Source organism: Variovorax palleresanus (assembly GCF_051144945.1).
GTDB classification, from domain to species: Bacteria; Pseudomonadota; Gammaproteobacteria; order Burkholderiales; family Burkholderiaceae_C; genus Variovorax; species Variovorax paradoxus_S.
In genome coordinates, this window is record NZ_JBJNVP010000002.1 from 1823378 (window position 1) to 1847028 (window position 23651).

Genomic DNA, 23651 nt, shown 5'->3' on the forward strand with positions numbered 1-23651 from the left:
CGATGCAGACAGACGCCCAACTCCAGTCCCACAAAGCCGCTCCGCGCGCACGGCGTTCGCGCACGCGCCGCGCGCTGCGTGCGCTGGGCTGGACGGTCGGGGGCCTGCTGGCCCTGGTGCTGGTTTTGGGCGCGGGCGCATGGTGGTGGCTCGGCTCCAACCAGTCTCTGGCCTTTGCGCTGGCCAGGGTCGCGCTCTACCTGCCCGCCGGCCATTCGCTCGAAAGCCGCGAAGTCACGGGCTCGCTGCGCACGGGCGGGCGCATCGGCTGGCTGCGCTGGCAAAGCGAGAAACTGGCCGTCGAGGTGCACAACGCCGACATCGGCTGGCAGCTTGCGCCGTTGTTCCAGCGCAAGCTGCAACTCGGCGAGGTGCATGCGGCGCAACTGCTCATCGAGCGCCGCGGCCCGCCGAGCGACACGCCCACCGAGCCGCTCGAACAACTCGCGCTGCCCATCGAGGTCGATCTGCCGTTCCGCATCGACGAAGTGCGCTGGGCCGGACCGCCGGCGCTGCAGGCGAATCAGCTCGCGGGCAGCTACCGCTACACCGCCGCGCACCATCGGCTGGAGGTCAAGGGCGTCGACATTGCCGAAGGCCACTACAGCGCGCGTGTGAACTTGCAAGGCCCCGCGCCGATGGCGCTGGACGCCACGCTGAACGGCCGCGTGAAGGCACCGCTGGCCGAAGGCCGCAGCATCGACGTGCTGGCCGAAGCCGCGATCAAGGGCAAGCTCGCAGGCACCGATGCGCGGCTGCAGATAGCCGCCGAGCTGAAGCCGGTCGAGCCCGACGCCGAAGCGCCCATGGAAGCCAAGCTGCAAGCCAATGTCGCGCCCTGGCTGCCGCAGCCCGTCATCGATGCGAAGGCCGACCTTCGCAACGTCGATGCGGCCACGCTCTGGCCCGGCGCTCCGAAGACGCGCCTGACCGGCACGGTCGAACTGCAGCCTGATGCGGCTACCGGCCCCGCCTCCTGGCAGGCCTCGGCCAGCATCCGCAACGCGGTGCCCGGGCCGTGGGACAAGGGCGCACTGCCGCTCGAAGAGGTCGAGGCGCGCGTGGGCTTCGACGGCACGAACTGGACGATTCCCGAAGCCATGCTGCGCGCAGGCGGCGGCCGCATCGAAGCCCAGGGCCGCTGGAGCCCCGCGCCCGCACCCTGGCAGGTGCGCGCCAACGTGCGCGGCGTGCGGGCCGGCCTGCTGCACAGCGAGCTTTCGGGCGCGCCGATCAGCGGCACGGCCACCGCGCAGCAGCGCGAAGACACCATCGGCTTCGAACTGGCGCTGCGCGCCGGAGGCGGTGCCGGCAGCAGGGCCGTGCCCGGCTTCGGCCTCGACCGCGTGCTGGCCCAGGGCCAGTGGAAAAACCAGGTGCTGGACCTGCGCACCCTGCGCCTGGAGGCCGAAGGCGCCGCCATTCAGGGCAGGCTGCAGGTGCGCGTGGCCGAGCAGGCCGCGAGCGGCAAGCTCGACCTGGCGCTGCCGGGCGGCAGCGCGCAACTCGAAGGCCGCATCGCACCAGCGCAAGGGGGCGGCGACATCAAGGCGCGCATCGACGATGCCGACGCCGTGCAGCGCTGGATCGAGGGCCTGCCCGAGCTGTCGAAGGTGTTCGCGGGCAAGAGCGCCAAGGGTTCCGCGCGGCTCGACGCCACTTGGCAGGGCGGCTGGCAGACCATTCAGCGCCGGCTCGAGAACCCCACTGCACCGGCCCAGCGCGGCATCACGGAGCCCAGCCTGAAGGCATCGCTCGGCGTACCGCAGCTGGAGCTGCGCATGCCGCCCACCAATGGAAACGGCAATGCAGCGGCCGCCACCACGGTGCATTTGAAAGAGCTGCACGCGGAACTCGCCGGCAGCCTGGCCCAGGCCACGCTCGCGCTGCGAGGCGAAGCCACCACCGGCACGCAGAAGCTCACGGTCGATGCACGCGCGAGCGGCGGCCTCGCGGGCGCCAACCATTGGCGCGCCGCGCTCGCCAGCTTGCGCCTGCAGGCCCAGGACAGCGCGCGGGCCGCCGCGGCTGCCGCGCCCTGGACACTGGAGCTCGGCCGCGAAGTCACCGCCACCATCAAGACCAGCGGAAGCGGCGCCGCGAGCCGCCTCGATCTCGAAGCCTCCGCGGCCACCGCCACGCTGCGCGGACCGGCGCCCGGTACCGTTCGCATCGAATGGCAGCCGCTGCGCTTCGCCCGCAGCGGCGTGGCGCCCAACCAGGCGTTTCGCGTGCAGTCGAAAGGCAAGCTGCAGGGCCTTCCGATGGCATGGGCCGAGGCTTTCGGCGCCAGCACCACCTTCAATGAACTGGGCGTGAGCGGCGACCTGATGTTCGACGGCGACTGGGACATCGATGCCGGCGACACGCTGCGCGCCCATGCGCGGCTCGCGCGCCAGAGTGGCGACATCCGCGTGCAGGCCGGCGAGGCCGCGCTGGTCACGCGCATCACGAGCCGCGGCACCGGCACGGCCAGCGAGCGCACGATGAACTCCGCCACCGCGGTCGGGGCGGTCGCGCCCAACACGCCAGCCGGCTTGCGCCAGGCCGAACTGCGGCTCGATGCGCAAGGCGACGCGGTGCGCGCCACGCTGGCCTGGGACAGCGAACGCGCGGGCAAGATCGACGCAGAGCTCAACACGCGCATGCAGCAGCGCGCGGAGGGCTGGCAGTGGGCGGCCGACGCGCCGCTGGCCGGCAACATCAAGGCCACGCTGCCGAACCTCGGCGTGTGGTCGATGCTCGCGCCGCCCGGCTGGCGCATTGCAGGCACGCTGGATGCCGATGCCGCGCTCTCGGGCAACCGCACCACGCCGCGCTGGAACGGCACGCTGGGCGCCGACAAGCTCGCGCTGCGCGCGCCCGTCGAAGGGCTGGACCTGCGCGATGGCCGCCTGCGCGCCACGCTCACCGGCACGCGCATCGACATCACCGATTTCACGCTCAAGGGCGGCGCCGGCAGCAACGTGCGCATCGCGGGCCAGAGCGGCAACCGCAGCACCGCGGCCAGCCAGGCCGGCATCGATGGCGGCTCGCTCTCGGCGCGCGGCGACATCGGCTGGGGCGCGGCCGGCGCGTCGGGATCGGGCATTCGAATGGCGCTGCAGGCCGATCTGCGCGCGCTGCGCGTGCTGGTGCGCACCGACCGCCAGGTCACGCTCTCGGGCAACCTGCAAGCCCGGCTCGACGGCGGCCAGTTCAACGTGCGCGGCAAGCTCAAGACCGACCGCGCTGTGATCATCCTGCCCGACGAAACCGCGCCGAGCCTGGGCACCGACGTGGTCGTGCGCTCGGCCGCCAAGGACCGCGAGGCGGCCGAGCAGGCACAGCGCGACGCCGCGAGCCACGAAGCGCGGGCCGCCCGGCCGGAAACCGCGAAGCCGCCCGACATCGTGGTGAACTTCAACCTCGGCGACGACTTCGCGGTGCAGGGGCGCGGCATCACCACGCGGCTCGAGGGCGACCTCGAGATCCGGAGCACCAAGCTCAATGCGCCGCCGCGCATCACCGGCGAAGTCAAGACCGTGAAGGGCCAGTACCGCGCCTATGGCCAGCAGCTCGACGTGGAAACCGGCCTGGCCCGCTTCAACGGACCGTTCGACAATCCCGCACTCGACATCCTCGCGATACGGCCCAACATCTCGCAGCGTGCCGGTGTGCAGATCACAGGCACCGCGCAGTCGCCGCGCGTCAAGCTTTACTCGGAGCCCGCGCTGTCCGATGCGGAGACGCTCTCGTGGGTGGTGCTGGGCCGTGCCTCGGCCACCAGCGGCGGCGAATCGGCGCTGCTGCAGCAGGCGGCGCTCGCGCTGATCGGCCATGTCAGCAAGGCCGGGAGCGGCGGCAGCCTGGCGAGCCGCTTCGGGCTCGACGAGCTCGGCTTCAAGGGCCCCGGCAATGGCGGCGATCTGCGCGAGTCGGCCGTGACACTCGGCAAGCGGCTGTCGAAGGATTTCTACCTCACCTACGAACGCAGCGTGGGCGGCACCTTCGGCACGATCTTCATCTTCTACGATCTGACGCAACGGCTCACGCTGCGCGGGCAGGCCGGACAGACCAGCGGGCTCGACCTCATCTACACATTGAAGTACGACTGAGGTCCGGGTCTGCCGCCTTGACCGCGGAAATTCACGGGATAAGAATCGTCGACGCCCTTCTAACAAGGAACGACGATGCACGATGATGGAGACAAGGGCGAGTGTTCCCCACTGGACCGTCAGAAGTACGACCCTCCGGGGTACTCGCGAACCACGTTCTTGCGCAACGCACTGCAGTGCGTCATTGCAGTCATCGCAGCCGGCGCGGCGGCGGCCTCCGTTCCCTACTGGGGAGGCGATGACTTTCCGCTGATGAGCCTGATCATCTACGTCGCCGGCATGGTGTTCATCGCCATGCCGCTGTGCCTCTACTACGAGTCGCTGCTCCAGTCGCATGAAGAGCGCGTGGAGCGCGCAAGGCACATGCTGGCCGCCTGACTGACGGCCAACACCTGACAACCTAGCCGGCCGGCTTGGCCTTGACGACCTGCCTCAAACCCTCGAGCGCAGGGTCGACGATGGCTGTGTCCGCGCCCACCGCATACACCGCGTAGGCCGGGTAGAGAAACTCCGGCGTGTTGGGCACACGGCGCAGCCGGCCCGACTCGAGATGGCTGCGCACCACGTCGTGCCGAAAGTAGCCGGTGCCGCCCGCCGCCAGCAGGTACTCGCGGCCGAGCGGCCCCAGCCCGGCACTCACCGCGGCGTTCGAGAGCTCCGGATACGCAAGGCCATGCTGCGCCGCGAACTCCGGGCCCCAATCCACATACACGTAGTCCGCCGGCCGCGGCACGCGCGGGCGCTGCGCGGTGGTGACCATGACGAGCTTCTCCTCGATGAGCAGTTCCACGCGCAGGCCGGGCCGCTGCTGCGGCGCATAGGCAATGGCGATGTCGAGCACGCCCGCAGCCACCTTGTCGAGCAGGTCGTGCGGAAAGCCCACCTCGGTACGAATGGCCAGCTGCGGCGCGGCGGTGCGCATCCAGAGCAGCCATTGCAGCAACAGCGGGTCCCACAGGCTGATCTCGCATCCGATGGAAAGCACTGCGCGGCTGCCGCTCGGCACCGCCACCTGGTGGCGGGCCCGCTCCCATACCTGCACCAGCGTGGTGGCGTGCGGCAGAAATTGCTCCCCGGCGGCAGTCAGCACCGCGCCCGCCTTGTTGCGAACGAAAAGCGGCCGGCCCAGCAGTTCTTCGAGCGTTCGCACGCGCGCGCTCACCGAGGTCTGCGTGACGTGCAGCCGCTCTGCGGCACGCTGGAAGCTGCGCGTGTCGACGATCTCTAGAAAGGTTCGAGCCAGGTTGATGTCCATGCTGCATCCGTTTTTGAATGCAATATTTTTGCACTCAACTGGCAATTAATATCGTTTTACTTGCTGCGAACGCGGGTCGAAGATGAAGGCATTCCATAGCAACCAGGAGTTGATCGATGCCCACCCTTCGCCAGCCATTCCATGCCAGCCCATCCGCGAGCTTTGTGGATGCGTTCAAGGCGCTCGTCGACGAAACCCTGATGCTCGCCGAGGCGCTGCTGAGCCCGAACAAGATCATCGGCGAGGTGGAGCAGATGCGTGCGCTGCAAGTGGCGGCGGACAACATCGAAGCCACCGATCCACGGCGTGCCGAGGTGCTGCGCTCGCGCGCCTCGCGCATCGGCCTGCGCTGAAGCGCGGCGGGCCGCAAGCGGCGCAGGGTTCGCACATTTCCCTGCCGAGTTTTTCAAGCCGGAGAGTCGAAGGGCACGATCTGCGAAATGAGCGCCGGACCGTCGGCGAGCAGAAAGTCCTTGAAGGCCTGCGCCACCGGCGGCAGCCGCTTGTTGCGGCGGTGCACCACGTACCAGTTGAGCATCAGCGGAAAACCTTCCACGTCGAGCACGCGCAGGCTGCCGGCGCGGGTTTCCTGGCTGATGGTGTGCGCCGATACGAAGCTCACGCCCATGCCCGCGATCACCGCCTGCTTGATGGTTTCGGTGCTGCGGATCTCCATGGCGATGTTGATGCCGCGCAGGTCGCCGCCAAAGCCCTCCTCCATCGAATGCCAGGTGTCCGAGGCCTTCTCGCGCACCACGAAGGGCTCGCGCATCAGCCGCTTCAACGGAATTCTCGGCACGCCCACCAGCGGATGGTTGGGCGCCGCGACGATCACGTAGGGATGCGGCGCAAAGGGCTGGTTGATGGTGTCCAGGTCGGTTGGCGGACGCACCATGATCGCCAGGTCGGTGAGGTTCTCCGCGATGTGCGTCATGAGCCCTTCGCGGTTGTGCACCGTGAAGTTCAGCGTCACGCCGCGGTGCCGGCTTGCAAACTCCACCAGGAGGCGCGGAAAGAAATAATCGCCCGCGCTGATCACGCCCACGTTGAGCTTGCCGCCCGAGACGCCGTTGAACTGCAGCATCGCGTTCTCGGCCGCCTCGAACTGCTGGATGATGGCGCGGCTGATCTGCAGCAGCTCGGTGCCCGCGGGGGTGAGGTAGATCTTCTTGCCGAACTGCTCGAACAGCGCGTTGCCCGCGTGCTCTTCGAGCTTGCGCACCTGCGTGGACACGGCCGGCTGCGTGAGGTGAAGCTCTTCCGCCGCGCGCGAGAAGCTCAGCAAGCGCGCCACCGCTTCGAAGACTTTCAACTGGCGCAGGGTCGCGTGCTTCATTCGGAAAAAGGTTGCTGCAATCGAGCGGGCATCGTACTGCGCACCAGGCCCCGCCCAAGCGCAGCCTAGGGTATGCGCGCGACGTGCAGCAGGTTCGTCGTCCCCGAAAGCCCGAACGGAAGGCCGGCCACCACCACCACGTCGTTGCCCGCGCTGGCGAAACCTTCGGTACAGGCGACGCGGCAGGCGCACTCGATCATCTCGGCCACGTCGTGCACGTCGTCGACCAGCACCGCATGCACGCCCCACACCATCGCCATGCGGCGCGCGGTGGCCACGTCGGGCGTGAGGCTCAGGATGGGCACGGCCGGCCGCTCCCGCGCGGCGCGCAGGCTGGTGAAGCCCGAAGAGGTGTAGGTGACGGTGGCGGCGGGCGCCAGCAGCGCGGCCACCTGGCGCATCGAAGCGCACACGGCATCGGCGGTTGTGGACAGAGATGCCTCGTGCGTGGCGTCGATGCCGATCCGGTACGACGCATCGGCTTCCACGCGCGAGATGATGCGGTCCATCATGGCCACCGCTTCGAGCGGATACTTTCCCGAGGCCGATTCGGCGGACAGCATGACCGCGTCCACGCCGTCGTAGATGGCGGTTGCGACGTCGGACACCTCGGCGCGCGTGGGCACGGGCGCGGCAATCATCGATTCGAGCATCTGCGTGGCCACAACCACCGGCTTGCCGCGCTTGCGGCAGGCGCGCACGATGAGGCGCTGCAGTTCGGGCACGCGCTCGGGCGGCAATTCCACGCCGAGGTCGCCGCGCGCCACCATGACGCCGTCGCACAGATCGACGATCGCATCGAGGTGGTCGATGGCCGCGGGCTTCTCGAGCTTGGCCATGATCCACGCACGCGTACCGATGATGGCGCGCGCTTCTTCGATATCTTCAGGGCGCTGCACGAAAGAGAGCGCCACCCAGTCCACGCCCATGGCCAGGCCGCAGGCCAGGTCGTCGAGGTCCTTGGGCGTGAGCGGCGAGATCGGCAGCAGCACGCTCGGCACGTTGACGCCCTTGCGGTCGGAGATCGGGCCACCGACCAGCACGGTGGTCTCGGCAAAGTCGGCGCTGTAGCTGTCCACGCGCAGCCGCAGCTTGCCGTCGTCGAGCAGCAGCTCGGTGCCGACCTCCAGCGCCGCAAAAATCTCGGGATGCAGCAGCGGCGCGCGGCGTGCATTGCCGCTCGTCTTGTCCATGTCGAGGCGGAAGTGCGACCCCGCATCGAGTTGCGCGCGCCCGCCCTCGAAAGTGCCGAGCCGCAGCTTCGGTCCCTGCAGGTCGAGCAGCACGCCGATGGGCCGGCCGAACTCTGTCTCGAGCCGCCGGATCGTGTCGAGGCGGCGTGCATGGTCGTGCTGCGTGCCGTGGCTGAAGTTGAGCCGGAACACGTCCACCCCGCGCTCGAACAGGGCGCGAATGGCCGGCTCGTCGGTGGTGGCGGGGCCGAGGGTGGCCACGATCTTCGCGCTGCGTGTACGTCGCATCATCCGTTCCATTTCATCGATCGATCACAACGCGCACACGGCGCAGTATGCGCAGCCTGAACAAGGCTAGCTCGCCATCTCGTGCAGGCAGACCCGGCCGCGCTGTTCTTCCATCGTACGCGCCAGCAGCTTGACGAGCGAATACACGGTGTCGATGTGCGGCGTCGGGGTTTCGGTGAGCCGGGCCAACTCGACCACGGCGCCCACCAATGCATCGATCTCCGGCGCGCGGCCGGCTTCGACGTCCTGCAGCATCGATGTCTTGTGCTTGCCGACCTTCTCGGCGCCGGCAATCCGTTTGTCGAGCGTCACGCGAAACTCGATGCCCAGCTTGTGCGCCACCGCCTGCGCCTCGCGCATCATCGCCGCGGCCAGCTCGCGCGAAGGCGGGTACTGGCAGATGTCGACCAGCGTCGAGTGCGAGAGGCTGCTGATCGGGTTGAAGGTCAGGTTGCCCCAGAGCTTGAGCCAGATCTCGGCGCGGATGTTGTCGAGCACTGGCGCCTTGAAGCCGGCAGCGCCCAGGCAGGCCGACACTCGGTTCACGCGCTCGCTCGACGAACCGTCGAGCTCGCCGACCGGGAAGCGATCGCCCTCGATGTGCTTCACCACGCCCGGCGCTGTCAGCTCCGATGCGGGGTACACCACGCAGCCGATGACCCGCTCGGCGGGAATCTTCGCGGCCACCAGTCCGGTGGGATCGACGCTGCGCACCGGCGTGCCCGCCAGCGCGCCGCCGTGGTCGTGGAAGTACCAGAACGGGATGCCGTTCTGCATCGTGACCACCACGGTCTCGGGCCCGAACAGCTTGGGAACGTCGTTCGCCACGGCTTCGACCTGGTGCGCCTTCATCGCAAGGATGACGATGTCCTGCGGCCCCGCCTGGTCGTAGCGGTCGGTGGCCTTGACGTTACGCGCCACCTGCTCCACGCCGTCGGCCCCGATGAGCTTGAAGCCGTTGGTGGCAATGGCGTCGAGATTCTTTCCACGCACGATGAACGTCACGTCCTCGCCGGCCAGGGCGAGCTTTGCGCCCACCAGTCCGCCGATCGCGCCCGCGCCGATGACTGCTATCTTCATGTCGATCCCCAAGGTTGTAGATTCTTTTCGCGCGGGCAGGGCTCAGCCGAAACGGTTGCCGAGCCTGCCGATGCCGCCGATCTCGACCTCGACAAGGCTGCCGGGCTTCATCGAACCGACGCCGATGGAAGTGCCGCACAGGATCACGTCGCCGGGGTTCAGCGTCATGTCGAGGGAAATCAGGCTCACGAGTTGCTGGACCGAAAAGCGCATGTCGCTGATCGGATAGTTCTGCCGCACCTCGCCGTTGAGCAGCGTGGTCACGGTCAGCGTTGCGGGGTCGAGGCCGGTGGCCACCACCGGGCCCATCGGGCAGAAGGTGTCGAAGCCCTTGGCCCGCACCCACTGGGTGAACGACGCGTCGCGGTTCAGTATGTCGGCCACGGTCACGTCGTTGGCGCAGGTGTAGCCGAACACGTGGGCCAGCGCCTCGGCCTCGGGCACGGCGGTGCAGGTCTTGCCGATGACGATGCCGAGCTCGCCTTCGAACACCACCTTGCCCTCGCACAAGGGCTTGCGGATGTCCGCGCCGGGCGCGAGGTAGGAGTTGGGCGCCTTCAGCAGGTACAGCGGTTCTGCCGGCACTGCCAGTTTCAGCTTCTCGCCGAGCGCATGGAAGTTGTTCCACAGCGCAATGACCTTGGTGGGCTCGGTGGGCGTTAGCAGCCGCACGCCGGCCAGCACGAACACGCGGCCGGTCGGCTCGGGGCGGTCGAACATGTTGCCGCGGTGCTCGTGCACGGCATCGCCTTCGAGCGTGCCGAATCCGGTTTCGCCGCCGTGTTCGAAACGGACCCATTGCTGTGATTGCTGCTGTTGCATGTCTCGCCTTCCTTGGTTCTGTTGGAGTGGTTTTTTCTCAGGGCTCAGTCGAAGGGCAGGTAGTCGGGGATGACCAGCGACGCGAGAAGCTTTCCCATCTCGGCGGGGTTGTCGGTCACGTGGATGCCGCACTCCCTCATGACCGCCAGCTTTTCGCGCGCCGTTCCCTTGCCGCCGGAGACGATGGCGCCTGCGTGGCCCATGCGCTTGCCGGGCGGCGCGCTGGCGCCGGCAATGAAGCCGACCACGGGTTTTTGCATGTGGTCGCGAATCCAGCGCGCGCAAATTTCTTCGTCGTTGCCGCCGATTTCGCCGACCATGATCACGGCGTCGGTGCGCGGGTCGTCGTTGAACATCTTCAGCACGTCGACGTGCCGCAACCCGCCCACTGGGTCGCCGCCAATGCCGACGACGGTCGATTGCCCGATGCCATAGTTGGCAAGCTGGCTCGCGGCCTCGTAGGTCAACGTGCCCGAGCGCGACACCACGCCGATGCGGCCCTTCTGGTGGATGTGGCCCGGCATGATCCCGATCTTGATTTCGTCGGGCGTGATGAGGCCGGGGCAATTGGGACCGAGCAGCAAAGTCTTGCTGCCTTCCATGCGATGGCGGGTGCGGATCATGTCGCGCACCGGAATGCCTTCGGTGATGCACACGACAAGATCGAGCCCGGCATCCACGGCTTCGTCGATGGCCGCGGCCGCGAAGGGTGGCGGCACGTAGATGACCGAGACGGTGGCGCCTGTTTCTGCCTTGGCGTCCTTGACGCTGCCGAACACGGGAATGCCGTCGAACGACTTGCCTGCCTTCTTCGGGTTCACGCCAGCGACGAAGCACTTCTGGCCATTGCCGTAGTCGCGGCACATGGCGGTGTGGAACTGGCCGGTCTTGCCGGTGATGCCCTGGGTGATGACGCGGGTGTGCTTGTTGATGAGGATCGACATGTCAGCTCTCCACCTCTTGTTCGGGGCGCTTGTGTTCAGAGCGGTTGTGTTGTGAGCGCTCTTGTTCAGGGCGCGTGCACAGGCCACCGGGTACTCCCCTCCGCGAATGTCCCCCGCCTTCGGCTCCTCCTTTATTTCGCTGCGGGGAGCACCCGGCGCCCTGCGCACACAGGGCGCTGTCGTTGTTCGGCTCGATCAACAACCGCTCTGAATAACGATCCCGTCGATGGGGTGCCTTGCGCAGCGAAATAAAGGAGGAACCCGAAGGGCGGGGGACATTCGCGGAGCAAGGTACCCCGTCGGCGGGAGCGCGCCCTGAATGACGGACAACACGACGCAAAGAAACGCAAGACTTCATAGTCCTAGCCCCCCCGCCGAGCCGCAGCCACGACCGTCTGGGCCGCATCGGCCATGTCGTTGGCGGAGATGATCGGAAGGCCCGACTGTCCGAGGATGGTTTTTCCCAGGCTCTCGTTGGTGCCCTTCATGCGCACCACCAACGGAACCGACAGTTCGACCTCGCGCGCCGCCGCGACGATGCCGCGCGCGATCACGTCGCATTTCATGATGCCGCCGAAGATGTTGACCAGGATGGCGCGCAGATTCGGGTTGCGCAGCATCAGCTTGAAGGCTTCGGTCACCTTCTCGGCCGTGGCACCGCCGCCCACGTCGAGAAAGTTGGCCGGCGATCCGCCATAGAGCTTGATCGCGTCCATCGTCGCCATGGCCAGGCCCGCGCCGTTCACCAGGCAGCCGATGTTGCCGTCGAGCGGGATGTACGAAAGATCGAACTTCGAGGCCTGGACCTCCGCCGGGTCTTCCTCGTCGAGGTCGCGCATCGCCGCGATCTCGGGCTGGCGGAACAGCGCGTTCGGATCGAAGTTGAACTTCGCGTCCAACGCGATGACGCGGCCGTCGCGCGTCAGCGCCAGCGGGTTGATCTCGGCCAGCGAGGCATCGCAGGCGTCGAAGGCCTGATAGAGGTTCTGCACCAGCGTGCGCACCTGCAGCAGCGCCTTGCCCGAAAAGCCGATGTCGCGCGCAATGCCATCGGCCTCGGCCGCCTTCACGCCGGTGGCCGGGTCGATGAACAGCTTGCGGATTCTTTCCGGCGTGCGGGCCGCAACGTCCTCGATGTCCATTCCGCCTTCGCTCGAAGCCATCAAGGCCACGCGCCGCGAATCGCGGTCGACCGTCATGCCGAGGTAGAACTCTTTTTCGATCTCGACGCTCTCTTCGACCAGCAGCCGCTTTACCAGCCGGCCTTCGGGGCCCGTCTGGTGCGTTCGAAGCGTCATGCCCAGCAGCTCGTCGGCGTGGCGCCGCACTTCGGCCGCCGACCAGGCAAGCCGGACACCGCCGCCCTTGCCGCGGCCGCCGGCATGGATCTGCGCCTTCACCACCCAGGCCCTGCCGCCGATCCGCGTGGCGGCATCGGCCGCTTCGTCGGGCGAAAAGCACGCATATCCACGCGGCGTGGGCACGCCGTATTTGCGCAATACGTCCTTGCCCTGGTATTCGTGGATCTTCATGGCAATTCAGGCCCCGAGTTCTGCGCCGCGGCTTTCGGCCCAGTTGAAATAGCGCTTTTTCATGGCGCCCGTATCCGGCTCGCGCTTTTGATGCTCTTGCTTCTTCTGCTCGATCACTTCGGCCAGGAATTTGGCGTCATAGGCGCGCAGCAGATGCGGCTGATAGGCATTCAGGTAGTGGCTGACCCGCTCGATGCCGTCCTGGCTCTGGCGCAGCAGTTGGCAATAGGTTTCGCGGTCCCAGTGCCAGCGGAACCCCAGCTCGTAGAACGCGGCGTTGTAGGCGTTGCGCTCGGTTTCGCTGCTCCAGTATTGAATTGGCAATTCATCGATCATGAAATTTCTCCTAGAAATTGAACGCCGGGCGACAAATGATTCGTGGATCGGCATGATCAAAATGTAGGTTCGATGATCGATAAATAATAGTTAAACTATTTTATTGAATGTATTCGCAATAAGTTATACATTCGAGGCGAATAATTTCCATCGCCAGCGCATCCGCCGCCCGCGTCTTTATTGCGCTATTAAAAAAGCCGCGCCGCGGCTCAGATCACGCCCTCGGCGCGCAGCGCCTGCACATCGCCCGCGGTGTAGCCCAGCTGCATCAGCACTTCTTCGGTGTGCTCGCCCAGCAGCGGCGAGCGCGTGACCTCGGTCGGGCTGTCGGACATCTTGATGGGGTTGCCCACCGTCAGGTATTTGCCCCGCGTCGGGTGGTCCACCTCGACGATGGTGCCGGTCTCGCGCAGGGACGGGTCGGCGGCGATTTCCTTCATCGAAAGAATCGGCCCGCAGGGAATGTCGTACTGGTTGAGGATGTCCATGGCCTCGAACTTGTCCTTGGTCATGGTCCATTGCTCGATGCGCGCGAAGATCGGCTTCAGGTGCAACAGGCGCGCCGCGGGCGTGGCGTAGGCCTCATCGGTGATCCAGCCTTCTTCGCCGATGACCTTGCACACCGCGGGCCACACGGCCCCTTGCGTGATGAAGTAGATGTAGGCGTTGGGATCGGTCTCCCAGCCCTTGCACTTGAGAATCGAGCCCGGCTGGCCGCCGCCCGAGGCGTTGCCGGCGCGCGGCACCGCGTCGCCGAACTTGCCGTCCGGGTACTGCGGGTACTCGTGCATGGTGCCGGTGCGCTCCAGCCGCTGCTGGTCGCGCATCTTCACGCGGCAGAGGTTGAGCACTGCGTCCTGCATGGGCGCGAGCACCTGCTGGCCGCGGCCCGTGCTGTTGCGCTGGTAGAGCGCCGCCACGATGCCCAGCGCCAGGTGCAGGCCGGTGCCGCTGTCGCCGATCTGCGCGCCCGTGACGACCGGTGGGCCGTCGTCGAAGCCTGTGGTCGAGGCCGCGCCGCCCGCGCACTGGGCCACGTTCTCGTACACCTTGCAATGCTCGTACTTGCCAGGGCCGAAGCCCTTGACCGAGGCCACGATCATGCGTGGGTTGAGCTCCTGGATGTGGGCCCAGGTGATGCCCATGCGGTCGAGCGCGCCGGGCGCGAAGTTCTCGACCAGCACGTCGCAGGTCTTGATCAGCGTGTCGAGCACCTTCTTGCCCTTGGGCTTCTTGGTGTCGAGCGTGATCGAGCGCTTGTTGTGGTTCAGCATCGTGAAGTAGAGGCTGTCCACGCCGGGAATGTCGCGCAGCTGGCCGCGCGTGGCGTCGCCCTCACCGGCGCGCTCCACCTTGATCACGTCGGCACCGAACCACGCCAGCAATTGCGTGCACGTGGGACCGGACTGGACATGGGTGAAATCGAGGATGCGAACGCCCTCAAGTGCCTTGCTCATCAGCTGTCTCCTTTGATCGTGGTCTCTGCTTCTTGCAGACGAGCGCGCAATTTACGCTCCTCCGCAAAGCGGGCTGTTTCGTCTCGCACGAAGGCAACGATGCCCGTGACTTCACGATTTTCCGAGAACAGCATCGACACCGTGAAGGCGATCGACAGCGTGTGGCCGTCCTTGTGCAGCGCCGGCACGCGCAGCAGATCGGCACCGTACTTGGTGATGCCGGTGTCCATCGTCTTGTGATAGCCGTCCCAGTGCCGCTGGCGCTGCCGCTGGGGAATGATCATGTCGAGCGACTGGCCCAGGGCCTCCGCCTCGGTGAAACCGAAGATGCGCTCGGCCGCGCGATTCCAGAGCGTGATCGCTCCTTCCGCATTGCACACCATGATCGCGTCGCCGGCGCCTTCGACGATCTGCTTGAAATCAACGTTCGCTTGCATGTTTACCTCTGGCGCTTCATGTCGTTTCGCAGCTCGCCCGCCTGTCGTCGAGCGGGCGAGCTGGGGTGGGTCCGCTAGACGGCCTTCGATTCTTTCAGGTTGTCGATCTGCGCCTTCGTGTAGCCCAGTTCGGCCAGCACCTCTTCGGTGTGCTCGCCCAAGAGCGGCGAGGCCGTGACCTCGGGCTTGAGGTCAGAGAACTTGATCGGGCTGCCGATGGTCCAGTAGCTGCCGCGCTCCTTGTGCGGCACTTCGACGATGGAGCCGCTCTTGCGCAGCGACTCGTCGTGCAGCAGTTCTTTCATCGACAGCACCGGGGCGCAAGGGATGTCGTGCTTGCGGAAGATGTCGACCGCCTCGAACTTGGTCTTGTCCTTGATGAAGTCCTCGATGGTCGCGAAGATCTGGTCGATGTGCGGCTGGCGGGCCCTGGGGGTCATGTAGTCCGGATCGGTCTTCCACTCGGGCTTGCCGAGTGCGTCGCAGATCGGGTCCCAGGCGTGGCCCTGCACGGTGAAGTAGATGTACGCATTGGGGTCGGTCTGCCAGCCCTTGCACTTGAGAATCCAGCCCGGCTGGCCACCGCCGCCGGCGTTGCCGCCGCGCGGCACCACCTTGTCCTTGAACGCGTCCATCTCGTGCGGGTACTGTGGGTACTCCTCTAGGTAGCCCACGCTGTCCAGGCGCTGCTGGTCGCGCATCTTCACGCGGCACAGGTTCAGCACGGCGTCCTGCATCGAGCAGGCCACCTTCTGGCCCTTGCCGGTCTGCTGGCGGCCGATGATGGCCGTCAGGATGCCGATGGCCAGGTGCATGCCGGTGTTCGAGTCGCCCAGGGCGGCCGCCGAGATCGTCGGGGCCGAGTTTTCGCCCTTCCACCAGCCGGTGGTGGAGGCGGCGCCGCCGGCGCATTGCGCAACGTTCTCGTATACCTTCAGGTCTTCATAGTGGTGGCCGTCGCTGAAGCCCTTGACCGACGCGACGATCATCTTGGGGTTCAGCTCCTGGATGCGTTCCCAGGTAAAGCCCATGCGGTCCAGCGCACCGGGGCCGAAGTTTTCGACCAGCACGTCGGATTCGCGGATCATCTTTTCCAGCACGGCCTTGCCTTCGGGCTTCTTCGTGTCCAGCGTGATCGAGCGCTTGTTGCTGTTCAGCATGGTGAAGTACAGCGCGTCGACGTTGGGGATGTCGCGCAGCTGGCTGCGGGTGACGTCGCCGGCGCCCGGGCGCTCGACCTTGATCACGTCGGCGCCGAACCAGGCCAGCATCTGGGTGCACGCCGGACCGGCTTGCACGTGCGTGAAGTCGATGATCTTGATGCCGTTGAGGGGTTTGTTGCTCATGGAAATTAACTCCTGGGTTGCCTTGGATTACTGCTGCTGCTTTTTCTTTGCCGTGCTCGGATTCAGGCTGGTGATCCGGCCGCTTTCCGTTCCGGCCGTCTCGTCGATGACGGCGTTGATCAGCGTCGGACGGCGCGAGGCGACGGCTTCGGCCAGCGCCTTCTGCAATTCATCCGCGGTGGTGGCGTTGACGCCCACGCCGCCGAACGCTTCCATCAGCTTGTCGTAGCGTGCGTTCTTCACGAACACGGTGGGCGCCACGTCGGGCGTGCCGCTCGCGTTCACGTCGGTGCCGCGGTAGACGCCGTTGTTGTTGAACACGACGATGCAGATCGGCAGGTTGTAGCGGCAGATAGTCTCCACCTCCATGCCGCTGAAGCCGAAGGCGCTGTCGCCCTCGATGGCGATCACCGGCTTGTCGGTCACCACCGCGGCCGCCACGGCAAAGCCCATGCCGATGCCCATGATTCCCCAGGTGCCCACGTCGAGGCGCTTGCGCGGCTCGTACATATCGACGATGCTGCGCGCAAAGTCGAGCGTGTTGGCGCCTTCGTTCACCACGATGGCGTCGGGCCGTGCCTTCACCTGGTCGCGGATCACGCTCAGCGCGCTGTGGAAATTCATCGGCGAAGGCCGCGCGGCCAGCGTCACGGCCATCTTCGACAGGTTCTTGTCCTTGCGCTCGGCAATGGCACCGGTCCATTCGGCCGGAGGCTTGGCCCACTTGGCATCGACGCCCGCGAGCAACGCCGCCACGCAGGAGCCGATGTCGCCGATCACCGGCGCGGCAATGGCCACGTTGCTGTCGATCTCGGTGGGTGCAATGTCGATCTGGATGAACTGCTTGGCGCCCTTCTCCTGGCCCCAGGTCTTGCCCTTGCCGTGCGACAGCAGCCAGTTGAGGCGCGCGCCGACCAGCATCACCACGTCGGCTTCCTGCAGCACGTAGGAGCGCGCGGCCGCGGCCGACTGCGCATGCGTGTCGGGCAAGAGGCCCTTGGCCATCGACATCGGCAGGTAGGGAATGCCGGTCTTCTCGATCAGCGCGCGGATGTCGGCGTCGGCCTGTGCGTAGGCGGCGCCCTTGCCCAGCAGGATGAGCGGCTTCTTCGCGCCCTTGAGGAGGTCGAGTGCGCGATTCACGGCATCGGGCGCCGGAATCTGACGCGGTGCCGGGTCGATCACCTTGATGAGCGACCGGCGGCCGGCTTCGGCATCCATGGTCTGCGCGAACAGCTTGGCCGGCAGGTCGAGGTACACGCCGCCCGGACGGCCCGACAGCGCCGAGCGGATCGCCCGTGCAATGCCCACGCCGATGTCCTCGGCGTGCAGCACGCGGAAAGCGGCCTTGCACAGCGGCTTGGCGATGGCGAGCTGGTCCATCTCTTCGTAGTCGCCCTGCTGCAGGTCGACGATTTCGCGCTCGCTCGATCCGCTGATGAGAATCATCGGGAAGCAATTGGTGGTGGCATTGGCCAGCGCCGTGAGCCCGTTCAGGAAACCGGGCGCCGACACCGTCAGGCAGATGCCGGGCTTCTGCGTGAGAAAGCCGGCCGCCGCGGCGGCGTTGCCCGCATGCTGCTCGTGGCGGAACGAGATGACCCGCAGGCCTTCGGCCTGTGCCATGCGCGTGAGGTCGGTGATCGGGATCCCCGGCAGGCCGAAGATGGTGTCGATGTCGTTCAGCTTCAGCGCATCGATGACCAGGTGGAAGCCGTCGATCGTCGCGTCGTGCGCCGGCGATGCCTCCTCTGTGGGGTGTTTGAGGGCGACCACGACCGCGTCGCCTTCTGCGGCCCGGTTCTTGGGCTTGAGGGCGTCGTCCAGGGTCGTGGATGCCTCTTTGTCCGTTCTTACTGAAGACATGTCTCTCCTTCTTGCTTGGGTGAATGGCCGAGGCCCGAGCCGGGACTATGATTCGGAGGCATGCTTTCGGGCGTTGACCTCGGTCAACTTTCCGGAAAACGGCACCGGCCAGATGAACCAGATGTTGTTGTTGCGAATTCGAGCAAGACGGGACCCATGACGCTGTTGGAAAACCACCCGGAGAAAAACATCATTCGCGCGCAGCTCCGGCAGAACATCCTTCTCAAGGACCTGAGCGAGAGCGAGCGCGCCGAACTGGAAACCCATCTCGTCATCGTGGACGGCAACAAGGGCGACTTTCTGCTGCACCAGGGCGTGCGCGAGATGGAGCAGTACTTCATCCTCGACGGCATCCTCAAGCGGGTGGTGAGCAACCCCGAGGGCAAGGAAATGATCCTGCGCTTTGCCGATGCGCACGACATGGAAACCAGCTATGCGGCGCTCCGCCTGGGCACGCCCACGCCCTACGGCATCGTGTGCGTCACCAAGGCGCGCGTGGCCAGCCTGCCGCTGAAGGAGTGGATCGCGTTCCTCGACCGCCACCCCGAGACCAAGGAGCTGTTCGAATACTGCGTGATGCGCGGCATGAGCGAAATCATGGCGCACACCATCACGCTTCATCTGCTCGACGCGCCCGGCCGCGTGCACCGGTTCATGCGCAAGCACCCGGAGCTCGAAGACCGCATTCCGAGCAAGGAGCTTGCGTCGTATCTCAATCTCTCAGCAGAAACCCTGAGCCGCCTCCGCAAACGCGGAAAAATCTAGGCAGGCGCGTTACTCAGGTCTGCTTCGCCGACGCGAAGCGGCGCGGAACGGTCATCAGGCGCAGCGCGTTGTCGACGCCGCTCACGCCGTCGACCTTGGAAGCCACGTCCTGCGTGAGCGCGCGCTCCTGTGCATTGAGCACGATGCCGCTCAGCGTGACCTTGCCCTGGTCGGCCTCGACGGTCACGCGGATGTCGCCGGTCGCCTCGTTGCCCTTCAGCGCCGACTTCACCCGCGCCGCGAGCGCCATGTTGGCCAAAAGCGCGCGCGAGGCCGGCGTCTCGGCAAACTCCGGCCGTTCCACCAGCGCGCGGATCTGCGCCACGCAGCTGTCCACCGAGAGTCGGTCCGTGTTGAGCACCAGGTCGTAGAGCACCGGGTCGCCCCATGTCACGCCGAACTGCGCATGCATGCGGGCCGCATGCGCGTCGTCGCTGCGCCGGATCTCGGCCTCGGCAAACTCGGCATCGTCGGTCTCCAGGTGCGCCATTAGCCATTCGACCCGCTTCTTCATCGAGCGCGTGATGCGCACGCACACCACGTGCGGCACCGGCCGCAGCAGGCAGGTTGCGCCCCAGCCGCGCAACACCACGTTGCCGCGGTCTGCCAGTGCAAAGAGTTCTTCGGCCGTATAGAGCGCAAGGCTGCGCTTGTCGGCGGTGAGCCGTTCGACAAAACCTGCCTTGCCGTCGCGCAAGCGGCCAATGAAGCTGGTCGGCACCTGCATGCGGTCGGCCACGCGCTCGATCGTCTCGTGGCGCATGATCTCGAGGCCGAGCTGCTCGGCGAGGCGCTGCGACACGTCCTTGGCGAGGGAACCCATCTCCTGAGTGAGTGCAATCACTGGCATGTTGTTGTTCTCCGCTCAGTCCACGGGCCGTTCGACGGCAAATTCGTCGTGCTTCTTGGGCTTGACCAGCGCCAGCGCCTTGGAGATCAGTGGCCAGAGCAGCAGCACGAGCGCCAGCGTGGTGATGCCGCCGACCAGCGGGTTCGAGAACATGATCATCACGTCGCCCTGCGAGACCAGCATGGCCTGGCGGAACGAGTCTTCCGCCTTGTCGCCGAGCACCAGCGCCAGGACCAGCGGCGCCAGAGGAAAGTCGAGCTTCTTGAACAAATACCCCACCACGCCGAAGCCGAGCATGAACCAGATGTCGAGCATCGCGTTGTGCACGGTGTAGGCACCAATGGCGCAGATCACGATGATCACCGGCGCAATGATCGAGAACGGAATGCGCAGGATCGAAGCGAACAGCGGCACCGTGCTCAGCACCACGATGAGGCCGACGATGTTGCCCAGGTACATGCTGGCGATCAGCCCCCAGACGAAGTCCTTCTGCTCGACGAACAGCAGCGGTCCGGGCTGCAGGCCCCAGATCAACAGGCCACCCAGCAGCACCGCGGCGGTGGGCGAACCCGGAATGCCAAGCGCCAGCATCGGCAGCAGCGCACTGGTGCCGGCGGCGTGGGCCGCGGTCTCGGGCGCCACGACGCCTTCCATCTGGCCGGTGCCGAACTTGGAACCGCGCTTCGACATCTTCTTGGCCAGGCCGTAGGCCATGAACGAAGCCGGCGTGGCGCCGCCCGGCGTGATGCCCATCCAGATGCCGATGAGCGAGCTGCGCAGCGACGTCACCCAGTATTGCGGCAGCTGCTTCCACGTTTGCAGCACCACCTTCGGATCGATCTTCGCGGTCTTGCCCGAGAACTTGAGGCCCTCTTCCATCGACAGCAGGATTTCGCCGATGCCGAACAGGCCGATGACCGCGATCAGGAAGTCGAAGCCGCGCATCAGCTCCGACTGGCCGAACGTGAGCCGCAGCTGGCCCGTGACCGTGTCCATGCCCACGCTGGCCAGCGCAAAGCCCAGCGCCATCGACGCCAGGATCTTGAACGGCGACCCCTTGCCCATGCCTACGAAGCTGCAGAAGGTCAGGAGGTACACCGCAAAGAATTCGGGTGACCCGAATTTGAGCGCGAACTTGGCCACCAGCGGCGCCAGGAAGGTGATCATGATCACCGCCAGCAGCGCACCGACGAAGGACGACGTGAACGCCGTGGTCAGCGCGGCGCCGGCGTTGCCCTGCTGCGCCATCGGATAGCCGTCGAAGGTGGTGGCCACCGACCATGGTTCGCCCGGAATGTTGAACAGGATGGAGGTGATGGCTCCACCGAACAACGCGCCCCAGTAGATGCACGACAGCATGATGATCGCCGAGGTGGGCGACATCGTGAACGTGAGCGGCAGCAGAATCGCCACCCCGTTGGCGCCACCCAGCCCGGGGAGCACGCCGATCAGCACCCCCAGGATGATGCCGACGAACATCAGGCCGATGTTCATGGGTGTGAGGATCACCGAGAAGCCCTGCATCAGGGCACTGATTTCATCCATTTCGCATTTGCTCCGTGAGATTCAGTAGCCGAGAAAACGGAGGGGATCGAGTGCGCCCTTGAACAGCGGCACCTTGAACCACACCTCGAACATGAAGAAGAACACCGTGTTGACCACCAAGGCCGCAATGACGCTCTTCACCCACGAGTACTTGCCCAGGAACACCATGAACAGCGCGATGTAGATCGCCGAAGCCACGTACAGGCCGAGCAGTGAAATGGCCGCCACATAGACCGTGGCCGGCACCAGCACCGAGAGCACGCGCTTGAGCTGTACCGTGTCGACGAAGACCTCGGTCTTCTTGTTCTTGCCGAGCAGCGCCTGGTACAGGATGCCGGCACCCGAGATGGTGATGATCACGCCGATGTAGAACGGGAAGTACCCCGCGCCGGGGCCATCGCTGGTCCAGCCCGAGCCCAGCCTCTGGCTCTCGTAGATCACCACCAGGCCTATCGCCACCAGGACCAGCGCAACCACCGCCTCTACCAGGTTGGTCGCCACGCCCCTGCGCGGCGTGCCATCGGAAATCTCGTCGTGTTCCATGGAGTCCCCATCGTTCGTATGTATGTGCCGTGAAAAAAACGAGAGTGCAGCGCCCCGCCCGCCGCCCGGCCGGCGGCAGTCTCTTCAGGCAGGAAGCGAGTGCTGCAGGGCGCTCGATTGCTGCTGCTGCTACTTGTTGCTGGCCAGGAAGCCGGCTTCGGTCATCAACGTGCGGTGCGTGGCCTCCGCTTCGGTGAGCCACTTGGTGAACGCGTCGCCCGTCATGAAGGTCGGGTTGAAGGCACCCTTCTCCATGTATTCCTTCCAGTCCGGCGTGGCGGCGATCTTGGTCAGCAGGTCGACGTAGAACGCGCGCTGTTCGGGCGTCACGCCGGGGGGCATGAAGATGCCGCGCAGCATCGTGTACTTGGTCGGAACGCCGGCTTCCTTGCAGGTGGGAATGTCGTTCCACGACTGCGTGTCGGTCACCTTGGCCTTGAACGGCATGCGCTCGTCGTCGAACACGCACAGGGCGCGCAGCTTGCCCGCGCGCCACTGGGCCACGGCCTCGATCGGGTTGTTGACGGTGGACTGCACGTGGCCGCCCACCAGCTGCACCGCCACCTCGCCGCCGCCCTTGAACGGCACGTAGATGAACTTGGTGCCGGTGGCTTTCTCGAGCGCCACCGTGATGATCTGGTCTTCCTGCTTGGAGCCGGTGCCGGCCATCTTGAACTTGCTCGGGCCCGCCGCCTTGGCCGCCGCGATGTACTCCGAGGCATTCTTGTACGGCTGCTCGGCATTGGTCCACAGCACGAACTGGTCGAGCGCCAACATCGCGACCGGTGTCATGTCCTTCCAGTTGAAGGGCACGCCGGTGGCCATGGGCGTGGTGAACAGGTTGGACAGCGAGATGACGATCTTGTGCGGATCGCCCTTGGCTTCCTTCACCGCCAGGAAGCCCTCGGCGCCCGCGCCGCCGGACTTGTTGACGACGATCAGCGGCTCCTTCATGAGCTTGTACTTGATGACGATGCCCTGCAGCAGCCGGCCCATCTGGTCGGCGCCTCCGCCGGTGCCCGCGGGGATCACGAACTCCACCGGCTTGGTGGGCTCCCATGCGAAGGCTGGCGTGGCCACCGCGAGTGCCAACATGGCCGCGGTGAAGACTTTGGCCCGACAAGCGCGAGTGCGCGAAAAGAAGTTCTTCATCATGTTGTCTCCTGTGTAAGGTGCGCTCTTTTTTGGTGGATCTGAGCCGAGATGCGAACAGGGCAGATGGTGCGCGCTGATAGAACTTCGCTTGCTTGACCATGGTCAACTTTTGCGAGATTTTGTCTTGGGGTTAGCCCGCGCCGCGTGATACGCGAGCAAGCGGGCCAAGGCGACCCGATGAGCCTGCGCAGCGGGGCGGCGCCACGCGGAGCGGCACGCATTGCGCGGCCTTTTTTCGCCGTGCCGAGGGGAATCCGGGTAAACCCTACAATGGAGGGCAATTCAACCCATCCACGAATTCCAGGAGTTCCTTTATGCCTACCCTTGACCGAACGTCCGGCGCGAGCGCATTTGGTGGCTTGGCTGGCGCGCTCAAGGCATTTGCCGAAGAGGCCTGCGTGCTCGTTCAGGCCTTGCTGAGCCCCGGCAAGGTCATCGAGGAAGTCGAGCAGATGCGCGCGCTGCACGTGCGCGCCAACCGCATCGAGGCCTCCGACCCATTGCGCGCCGACGTGCTGCGCTGGCACGCCTCGCGCATCGGCCTGCGCTGAGCAGCAGCAACAGGCCACGCGGCGGCTCAGGCAGCCGACGCGCCGGAGCCGCCCCGAACTGGTAAAGTCCGGGCCGCCCTCCGTCTTCGTAGTTCAATGGATAGAACGGGGTCCTCCTAAGACTCAGATACAGGTTCGATTCCTGTCGAAGGCACCAAGGACCCGTTTCACGGCGTCTCATCCCACATCAGAAACCCGCACGCTCCAAGGCGTAGCGGGTTTTTCTTTGCCTCGGCCTGTCTCAGCCGGTAGC

At 65.9% G+C, this 23651-nt stretch carries 21 protein-coding genes and 1 tRNA gene; 6 read left to right on the forward strand and 16 right to left on the reverse strand.

Annotated features, from left to right (window positions below):
• Positions 1–2: 2 nt before the first annotated feature.
• Entirely contained in the window at positions 3–4097 is a 4095-nt protein-coding gene (locus ACJ7Z0_RS12405) for a translocation/assembly module TamB domain-containing protein (protein ID WP_434790089.1), read from the forward strand.
• A gap of 75 nt (positions 4098–4172) precedes the next feature.
• Positions 4173–4475 carry a hypothetical protein gene (locus ACJ7Z0_RS12410; RefSeq protein ID WP_434790090.1) on the forward strand — a complete coding sequence of 101 codons (303 nt, stop codon included), beginning with the start codon at positions 4173–4175 and terminating at the stop codon, positions 4473–4475.
• 22 nt (positions 4476–4497) lie between these two features.
• On the opposite strand, the gene ACJ7Z0_RS12415 is transcribed toward ACJ7Z0_RS12410, so the two are convergent.
• The gene (locus tag ACJ7Z0_RS12415) at positions 4498–5352 is read right to left on the reverse strand and encodes a LysR family transcriptional regulator (protein ID WP_434790091.1); all 855 of its coding nucleotides are present in this window, start codon (positions 5350–5352) and stop codon (positions 4498–4500) included.
• 116 nt (positions 5353–5468) lie between these two features.
• Between ACJ7Z0_RS12415 and ACJ7Z0_RS12420 the strand changes: the two genes are divergently transcribed.
• Positions 5469–5705 (forward strand): hypothetical protein, encoded by a 237-nt coding sequence (locus tag ACJ7Z0_RS12420; protein WP_434790092.1) that lies wholly within the window; start codon positions 5469–5471, stop codon positions 5703–5705.
• A 53-nt stretch (positions 5706–5758) separates the two neighbouring features.
• On the opposite strand, the gene ACJ7Z0_RS12425 is transcribed toward ACJ7Z0_RS12420, so the two are convergent.
• The 11 genes from ACJ7Z0_RS12425 to oxc form a co-directional block, all read right to left on the reverse strand.
• Positions 5759–6688: a LysR family transcriptional regulator gene (locus ACJ7Z0_RS12425; protein ID WP_434790093.1), complete on the reverse strand. Its 930-nt coding sequence runs from the start codon at positions 6686–6688 to the stop codon at positions 5759–5761.
• Positions 6689–6753: 65 nt separating this feature from the next.
• Entirely contained in the window at positions 6754–8169 is a 1416-nt protein-coding gene (gene pyk, locus ACJ7Z0_RS12430) for a pyruvate kinase (protein ID WP_434790094.1), read from the reverse strand.
• 66 nt (positions 8170–8235) lie between these two features.
• A complete protein-coding gene (locus ACJ7Z0_RS12435; protein ID WP_434790095.1) occupies positions 8236–9249 on the reverse strand; it encodes a 2-dehydropantoate 2-reductase in 1014 nt (337 codons plus the stop codon).
• 42 nt (positions 9250–9291) lie between these two features.
• A complete protein-coding gene (locus tag ACJ7Z0_RS12440; RefSeq protein ID WP_434790096.1) occupies positions 9292–10071 on the reverse strand; it encodes a fumarylacetoacetate hydrolase family protein in 780 nt (259 codons plus the stop codon).
• 44 nt (positions 10072–10115) lie between these two features.
• On the reverse strand, positions 10116–11015 hold the full coding sequence (sucD, locus tag ACJ7Z0_RS12445) for a succinate--CoA ligase subunit alpha (RefSeq protein ID WP_434790097.1): 900 nt from the start codon (positions 11013–11015) through the stop codon (positions 10116–10118).
• Between the two features lie 362 nt (positions 11016–11377).
• A complete protein-coding gene (sucC, locus tag ACJ7Z0_RS12450; protein ID WP_434790098.1) occupies positions 11378–12547 on the reverse strand; it encodes an ADP-forming succinate--CoA ligase subunit beta in 1170 nt (389 codons plus the stop codon).
• Between the two features lie 6 nt (positions 12548–12553).
• Positions 12554–12937 carry an HAD family hydrolase gene (locus tag ACJ7Z0_RS12455; protein ID WP_434790099.1) on the reverse strand — a complete coding sequence of 128 codons (384 nt, stop codon included), beginning with the start codon at positions 12935–12937 and terminating at the stop codon, positions 12554–12556.
• A 155-nt stretch (positions 12938–13092) separates the two neighbouring features.
• Entirely contained in the window at positions 13093–14340 is a 1248-nt protein-coding gene (gene frc, locus ACJ7Z0_RS12460) for a formyl-CoA transferase (protein WP_431127620.1), read from the reverse strand.
• Positions 14340–14777, reverse strand: a complete 438-nt coding sequence (locus tag ACJ7Z0_RS12465; protein ID WP_431127617.1) for a PAS domain-containing protein — start codon at positions 14775–14777, stop codon at positions 14340–14342. The genes frc (ACJ7Z0_RS12460) and ACJ7Z0_RS12465 overlap by 1 nt, the downstream gene beginning before the upstream one ends.
• A gap of 74 nt (positions 14778–14851) precedes the next feature.
• Entirely contained in the window at positions 14852–16123 is a 1272-nt protein-coding gene (frc, locus tag ACJ7Z0_RS12470; RefSeq protein ID WP_434790100.1) for a formyl-CoA transferase, read from the reverse strand.
• 27 nt (positions 16124–16150) lie between these two features.
• The gene (gene oxc, locus ACJ7Z0_RS12475; protein WP_434790101.1) at positions 16151–17989 is read right to left on the reverse strand and encodes an oxalyl-CoA decarboxylase; all 1839 of its coding nucleotides are present in this window, start codon (positions 17987–17989) and stop codon (positions 16151–16153) included.
• Positions 17990–18145: 156 nt separating this feature from the next.
• On the opposite strand from oxc, the gene ACJ7Z0_RS12480 reads away from it, so the two are divergent.
• The gene (locus ACJ7Z0_RS12480; protein ID WP_015867259.1) at positions 18146–18754 is read left to right on the forward strand and encodes a Crp/Fnr family transcriptional regulator; all 609 of its coding nucleotides are present in this window, start codon (positions 18146–18148) and stop codon (positions 18752–18754) included.
• Positions 18755–18767: 13 nt separating this feature from the next.
• Here the strand turns inward: ACJ7Z0_RS12480 and ACJ7Z0_RS12485 are convergent, their stop codons facing one another.
• The 4 genes from ACJ7Z0_RS12485 to ACJ7Z0_RS12500 all read right to left on the reverse strand — a co-directional run bounded on the left by ACJ7Z0_RS12485 (position 18768) and on the right by ACJ7Z0_RS12500 (position 22847).
• Positions 18768–19604 carry a cytidylate kinase family protein gene (locus ACJ7Z0_RS12485; protein ID WP_434790102.1) on the reverse strand — a complete coding sequence of 279 codons (837 nt, stop codon included), beginning with the start codon at positions 19602–19604 and terminating at the stop codon, positions 18768–18770.
• 15 nt (positions 19605–19619) lie between these two features.
• On the reverse strand, positions 19620–21149 hold the full coding sequence (locus tag ACJ7Z0_RS12490) for a tripartite tricarboxylate transporter permease (RefSeq protein ID WP_431127603.1): 1530 nt from the start codon (positions 21147–21149) through the stop codon (positions 19620–19622).
• A gap of 21 nt (positions 21150–21170) precedes the next feature.
• Complete coding sequence (locus ACJ7Z0_RS12495) at positions 21171–21692, reverse strand: tripartite tricarboxylate transporter TctB family protein (protein WP_434790103.1); 522 nt, start codon at positions 21690–21692, stop codon at positions 21171–21173.
• A 129-nt stretch (positions 21693–21821) separates the two neighbouring features.
• The gene (locus ACJ7Z0_RS12500) at positions 21822–22847 is read right to left on the reverse strand and encodes a Bug family tripartite tricarboxylate transporter substrate binding protein (protein ID WP_434790104.1); all 1026 of its coding nucleotides are present in this window, start codon (positions 22845–22847) and stop codon (positions 21822–21824) included.
• 314 nt (positions 22848–23161) lie between these two features.
• Between ACJ7Z0_RS12500 and ACJ7Z0_RS12505 the strand changes: the two genes are divergently transcribed.
• Together ACJ7Z0_RS12505 and ACJ7Z0_RS12510 are read left to right on the forward strand one after the other, a co-directional pair.
• A complete protein-coding gene (locus ACJ7Z0_RS12505) occupies positions 23162–23398 on the forward strand; it encodes a hypothetical protein (protein WP_434790105.1) in 237 nt (78 codons plus the stop codon).
• Between the two features lie 82 nt (positions 23399–23480).
• A tRNA-Arg gene (locus tag ACJ7Z0_RS12510) sits at positions 23481–23555 on the forward strand.
• Positions 23556–23651 lie beyond the last annotated feature (96 nt).

Excerpts from the sequence above, each read along its gene's own strand:
- ACJ7Z0_RS12405 (WP_434790089.1), top strand. The coding sequence starts at position 3 with ATGCAGACAGACGCCCAACTCCAGTCCCACAAAGCCGCTCCGCGCGCA.
- ACJ7Z0_RS12410 (WP_434790090.1), top strand. The coding sequence starts at position 4,173 with ATGCACGATGATGGAGACAAGGGCGAGTGTTCCCCACTGGACCGTCAG.
- ACJ7Z0_RS12415 (WP_434790091.1), bottom strand. The coding sequence starts at position 5,352 with ATGGACATCAACCTGGCTCGAACCTTTCTAGAGATCGTCGACACGCGC.
- ACJ7Z0_RS12420 (WP_434790092.1), top strand. The coding sequence starts at position 5,469 with ATGCCCACCCTTCGCCAGCCATTCCATGCCAGCCCATCCGCGAGCTTT.
- ACJ7Z0_RS12425 (WP_434790093.1), bottom strand. The coding sequence starts at position 6,688 with ATGAAGCACGCGACCCTGCGCCAGTTGAAAGTCTTCGAAGCGGTGGCG.
- pyk (WP_434790094.1), bottom strand. The coding sequence starts at position 8,169 with ATGCGACGTACACGCAGCGCGAAGATCGTGGCCACCCTCGGCCCCGCC.
- ACJ7Z0_RS12435 (WP_434790095.1), bottom strand. The coding sequence starts at position 9,249 with ATGAAGATAGCAGTCATCGGCGCGGGCGCGATCGGCGGACTGGTGGGC.
- ACJ7Z0_RS12440 (WP_434790096.1), bottom strand. The coding sequence starts at position 10,071 with ATGCAACAGCAGCAATCACAGCAATGGGTCCGTTTCGAACACGGCGGC.
- sucD (WP_434790097.1), bottom strand. The coding sequence starts at position 11,015 with ATGTCGATCCTCATCAACAAGCACACCCGCGTCATCACCCAGGGCATC.
- sucC (WP_434790098.1), bottom strand. The coding sequence starts at position 12,547 with ATGAAGATCCACGAATACCAGGGCAAGGACGTATTGCGCAAATACGGC.
- ACJ7Z0_RS12455 (WP_434790099.1), bottom strand. The coding sequence starts at position 12,937 with ATGCCGATCCACGAATCATTTGTCGCCCGGCGTTCAATTTCTAGGAGA.
- frc (WP_431127620.1), bottom strand. The coding sequence starts at position 14,340 with ATGAGCAAGGCACTTGAGGGCGTTCGCATCCTCGATTTCACCCATGTC.
- ACJ7Z0_RS12465 (WP_431127617.1), bottom strand. The coding sequence starts at position 14,777 with ATGCAAGCGAACGTTGATTTCAAGCAGATCGTCGAAGGCGCCGGCGAC.
- frc (WP_434790100.1), bottom strand. The coding sequence starts at position 16,123 with ATGAGCAACAAACCCCTCAACGGCATCAAGATCATCGACTTCACGCAC.
- oxc (WP_434790101.1), bottom strand. The coding sequence starts at position 17,989 with ATGTCTTCAGTAAGAACGGACAAAGAGGCATCCACGACCCTGGACGAC.
- ACJ7Z0_RS12480 (WP_015867259.1), top strand. The coding sequence starts at position 18,146 with ATGACGCTGTTGGAAAACCACCCGGAGAAAAACATCATTCGCGCGCAG.
- ACJ7Z0_RS12485 (WP_434790102.1), bottom strand. The coding sequence starts at position 19,604 with ATGCCAGTGATTGCACTCACTCAGGAGATGGGTTCCCTCGCCAAGGAC.
- ACJ7Z0_RS12490 (WP_431127603.1), bottom strand. The coding sequence starts at position 21,149 with ATGGATGAAATCAGTGCCCTGATGCAGGGCTTCTCGGTGATCCTCACA.
- ACJ7Z0_RS12495 (WP_434790103.1), bottom strand. The coding sequence starts at position 21,692 with ATGGAACACGACGAGATTTCCGATGGCACGCCGCGCAGGGGCGTGGCG.
- ACJ7Z0_RS12500 (WP_434790104.1), bottom strand. The coding sequence starts at position 22,847 with ATGATGAAGAACTTCTTTTCGCGCACTCGCGCTTGTCGGGCCAAAGTC.
- ACJ7Z0_RS12505 (WP_434790105.1), top strand. The coding sequence starts at position 23,162 with ATGCCTACCCTTGACCGAACGTCCGGCGCGAGCGCATTTGGTGGCTTG.